Origin of the sequence: Blautia sp. AM42-2 (assembly GCF_003480245.1) — a bacterium.
In the GTDB taxonomy this organism is placed as follows: Bacteria; Bacillota; Clostridia; order Lachnospirales; family Lachnospiraceae; genus Fusicatenibacter; species Fusicatenibacter saccharivorans.
The window spans coordinates 1-3,545 of record NZ_QUIM01000030.1; the positions used below are offsets into that span (position 1 = coordinate 1).

A 3,545-nucleotide genomic window follows, 5' to 3' on the forward strand; every position below is an offset into this window, starting at 1 on the left:
CGATGAAATATATAAAATATATCCTGTCCGACATGCCGGGGAGTGCTTTTCTTGAACATTGGTGGTAGTATATAAATAGTACAAAGTAAAGATGACTTCTTCCAATAGATGATATAAAATTAATATATGGAGGAAGAACATTATGGCAAAAGGTACACAATATTCAAAACAATTCAAAGAGGATGCTGTCCGTTACAGAAAAGATCATCCTGAACTGACCGTTCAAAAAGCTGCTGAGAACCTTGGGATCAGCGAGTCTGCATTAAAAAACTGGATGAAGGCAGCCAGAGAAAATGAAGGTTCTGTCCCCACACGCGGAACAGGTAATTATTCCAGTGATGAAGCCAAAGAAATTGCCCGTCTTAAAAGAGAACTGCGAGATACTAAGGATGCCCTTGAAATATTAAAAAAAGCAATCGGTATCCTGGGAAAATAACAGAAGCTATTTATACTGCCACTTCAGAATACACCACAGAGGTGGCAGAACTGCCACAGAAACACCGGGTTTCTGTTAGCGGGGTACTGAAAATATTAGGTGTTTCACGCTCTGGATACCGTGCATGGAAGCAACGTGTCCCATCGGTTTCTGAAAAGCATCGTGATCATATCAAGGATGCTATCAAACAGATCTATGATGGATCGCATCAGAACTATGGTGCACCCAAGATCACAGAAATGCTGCACAGGCAGGGGGAATCTATTGCTGAAAAAACGGTAGGTAATTATATGCGCCAAATGGGGATCAAAGCGCAATGGGTAAAACCATATACAGTAACAACAATCGATTCTGATTTCAACAGTGAACTGCAAAATACCCTTGATGAGCAGTTTAATCCTTCAAGGCCGGACGCTGTATGGGTATCTGATATCACGTATATATGGACATACAATGGATTTGTGTATCTGACAAGCATAATGGATCTTTACTCAAGGAAAATCATAGCATGGGTACTCAGTCAGAGTCTTGAAGCAATCCATGTAGTAGAATGTGTAAACAAAGCGAAGCAGATGCGAAATGTCACCTCGCCGCTTGTGTTTCATAGTGACAGAGGTATACAATTCGTATCCCAGGCATTCCAGAAAGTAACAGAAGGAATGATAAACAGTTACTCAAAGAAAGCATACCCATGGGATAATGCATGCATAGAATCCTTTCATTCACTATTAAAACGAGAATGGCTGAACCGCTTTAAAATATTTGATTATAAACATGCATACCACCTTGTTTTTGAGTACATAGAGACATTTTATAATACAGTAAGGATTCATAGTCATTGTGGATATCTTTCGCCTGATGAGTATGAAAAACAATACAGGAATAAACTATTAGAGCTGGAGCAAAAACTTGCCAGCTAAGTATGCTGGCAAGATGGAAAAAAGTCATTCTTAATTTGTACTTTTTCTTGACATAGGATCACATCCTGAATATCTGGATGATTATCTGCCTTGGAATCCTCTTGTAAAAGAATTCTGTCGATAACCGTTGACCTTTTAGTATAAAAGGCTGACGGTTATTTTTCTATACACTGTTTTATTTGACGCTTACACTTGACCCATAAGTAATCATAGATATTTATATGTTCCCATGTTATACTAAAGAAAAAGGGGAGATCCAAATGACGGCGGAATACAAGAACTGGCAAGAAGAGTTTGTGGACATAAATTTTACTGACCAGCGTTTGAAGTCACGTTTCTTCAAGATCATAGACGCTTTTGCAGCATCGCCCGGAAAATCTACTTGGGCAGCTACCGGCTCCAGAAGTTCTGCCAAAGCGGCATACCGTTTCTTTAGTAATAGCGAGATATCCAAAGATGAATTACTTGACAGCATATCCAGAGCAACTGTAGAAAAAATAAAATGTGCAGATGCAGAGTGGATCTTAGCTGTTCAGGATACTACCGCTGTTGGATTTGGAGACCGGAAAGCGATCCAGGGAATGGGATACTATTGCAGTACGGAGCAAAGGGGAATGCGGGTCCATTCCTGCATCGCCGTGACAGACCAGGGGATCCCTTTGGGTATTATCTACCAGGAGACAAATACACGGGAAAAGCCGAAGGACGATTTCCAGACAAAAGAGCAAAAACGTTCCAGACCAATAGAGGAAAAAGAAAATTTCCGATGACTGGACAGCATGCGTGAAACACTGCTGAGAATGCCAGCGGATATCCCAATATTAACAGTATGTGACCGGGAAGGTGATTTCTATGAATTTTTCTCAGAAGCAACGGATCTGAAAGCAAATTTTCTGATCCGGATCGTACAAAATCGTATGGTAGATGATGGGAAAAAGATCTTTCATGAATTACGTAGTTCCCCAGTGGCAGGAAGCATGGTTGTCCGGATGAGCCGGAATCCCAAAGAGCATATCCCATCAAGAAATATAAAAATGGATTACCATTGCAAAAAGGTTACAATCTACCGTCCTGAAAGGAGAAAGGAAAAGCATTTACGGGAAAAGCTGGAGCTGACAGCGATCTATGTGCATGAATCCGGGAAAAAGGGGACAGAATGGTTTCTGCTGACAACGGTAACGGTAAAGAGCGAAAAAGAAATAGAAAAGCTGGTACAGTGTTATGCACACAGATGGAAGATAGAACGGTTTCATTTTATATGAAAGAGTGGGTGCAAAATAGAAAAGAACCAGGCAAGGGAATATGGGAGATTAAGCTTTCTAACGTTATTATATTCTGTCATTGCAATGCAGATATTAAATCTGACTTATCTTGGGAAAATATGTCCGGAAATTTCAAGTGGGATCGTATTTGTTGAAGAGGAATGGAAAGTATTATGTTGTTGCGCAAGAAAAAACAAGGAAATTCCTGAATCGTATTCACTTAAAGAAGCAATTTATGATCTGGGAGTTCTTGGAGGGACGAAAGGTGCATCGAGCGATGGTATGCCCGGAGTACGTTCTATCTGGCAAGGACTGGATGTACTATATTCATTGCTTGCTTATCGAAATTATCTTGTATAAATATGGGTCAAGTTAAGGCTTTAGCTATGGGGATATAAGACGCGTCCATCGAATTTACGCAAGTAATTGAGCTGGACAAAATAGTGGTTGTATTAAATGGAAAAATATAGTATAATACAAACATGAATACAACATATAAATCAAACAACAATGTCGTCTATTCGTGCAAATACCATGTAGTATGGTGTCCTAAATATAGACGAAAAGTATTAACCAATGGTGTAGATACCAGGTTGAAGGAACTGCTCACAGAGTATGCTGCAAATCTTTCTGTAGAGATTCTGGAAATGGAAATCATGCCGGATCATGTTCATATGCTGCTGGAAGTAGACCCTCAGTTTGGTATTCACAAAGCCGTAAAATCTTTCAAAGGCTATACTTCCAGAATTTTAAGACAGGAATTTCCATATCTTAAAACTAAGATGCCGACGCTTTGGACAAACAGCTATTTTGTATCGACGGTGGGTGGTGCTCCGCTGGAAGCAGTAAAACAGTATATCGAAAACCAGAAAACATCGCAGAGACAAAAGGATAAGATGGGATAATGCAAAAAGGGATCAAATTCAG

Annotated in this window: 7 protein-coding genes; all 7 read left to right on the forward strand. The window is 39.9% G+C overall.

Annotated elements, in window-relative coordinates; genetic code table 11:
- Window positions 1-142: 142 nt before the first annotated feature.
- The 7 genes from DW915_RS15475 to tnpA all read left to right on the forward strand — a co-directional run bounded on the left by DW915_RS15475 (window position 143) and on the right by tnpA (window position 3,523).
- The gene (locus tag DW915_RS15475; RefSeq protein WP_055218533.1) at window positions 143-436 is read left to right on the forward strand and encodes a transposase; all 294 of its coding nucleotides are present in this window, start codon (window positions 143-145) and stop codon (window positions 434-436) included.
- Window positions 437-477: 41 nt separating this feature from the next.
- On the forward strand, window positions 478-1,356 hold the full coding sequence (locus tag DW915_RS15480) for an IS3 family transposase (protein ID WP_243033857.1): 879 nt from the start codon (window positions 478-480) through the stop codon (window positions 1,354-1,356).
- A gap of 260 nt (window positions 1,357-1,616) precedes the next feature.
- Entirely contained in the window at window positions 1,617-2,126 is a 510-nt protein-coding gene (locus DW915_RS16205) for an IS4/Tn5 family transposase DNA-binding protein (protein ID WP_243033858.1), read from the forward strand.
- A gap of 30 nt (window positions 2,127-2,156) precedes the next feature.
- Window positions 2,157-2,618: a transposase gene (locus DW915_RS16640; RefSeq protein ID WP_243033859.1), complete on the forward strand. Its 462-nt coding sequence runs from the start codon at window positions 2,157-2,159 to the stop codon at window positions 2,616-2,618.
- Window positions 2,513-2,773, forward strand: coding sequence for a hypothetical protein (locus DW915_RS16215; RefSeq protein WP_243033861.1), 261 nt, complete (start codon window positions 2,513-2,515; stop codon window positions 2,771-2,773). Before DW915_RS16640 ends, DW915_RS16215 begins: the two co-directional genes overlap by 106 nt.
- Window positions 2,703-2,978 (forward strand): IS4 family transposase, encoded by a 276-nt coding sequence (locus DW915_RS16645; protein WP_243033860.1) that lies wholly within the window; start codon window positions 2,703-2,705, stop codon window positions 2,976-2,978. The genes DW915_RS16215 and DW915_RS16645 overlap by 71 nt, the downstream gene beginning before the upstream one ends.
- Before the next feature lie 122 nt (window positions 2,979-3,100).
- Complete coding sequence (tnpA, locus tag DW915_RS15490) at window positions 3,101-3,523, forward strand: IS200/IS605 family transposase (RefSeq protein ID WP_118699751.1); 423 nt, start codon at window positions 3,101-3,103, stop codon at window positions 3,521-3,523.
- The last annotated feature ends 22 nt before the right edge of the window (window positions 3,524-3,545 follow it).

Bases quoted from the DNA above. Each gene is read 5' to 3' on its own strand.
- DW915_RS15475 (WP_055218533.1), top strand. From the start codon at position 143: ATGGCAAAAGGTACACAATATTCAAAACAATTCAAAGAGGATGCTGTC.
- DW915_RS16205 (WP_243033858.1), top strand. From the start codon at position 1,617: ATGACGGCGGAATACAAGAACTGGCAAGAAGAGTTTGTGGACATAAAT.
- DW915_RS16640 (WP_243033859.1), top strand. From the start codon at position 2,157: ATGCCAGCGGATATCCCAATATTAACAGTATGTGACCGGGAAGGTGAT.
- DW915_RS16215 (WP_243033861.1), top strand. From the start codon at position 2,513: ATGGTTTCTGCTGACAACGGTAACGGTAAAGAGCGAAAAAGAAATAGA.
- DW915_RS16645 (WP_243033860.1), top strand. From the start codon at position 2,703: ATGCAGATATTAAATCTGACTTATCTTGGGAAAATATGTCCGGAAATT.
- tnpA (WP_118699751.1), top strand. From the start codon at position 3,101: ATGAATACAACATATAAATCAAACAACAATGTCGTCTATTCGTGCAAA.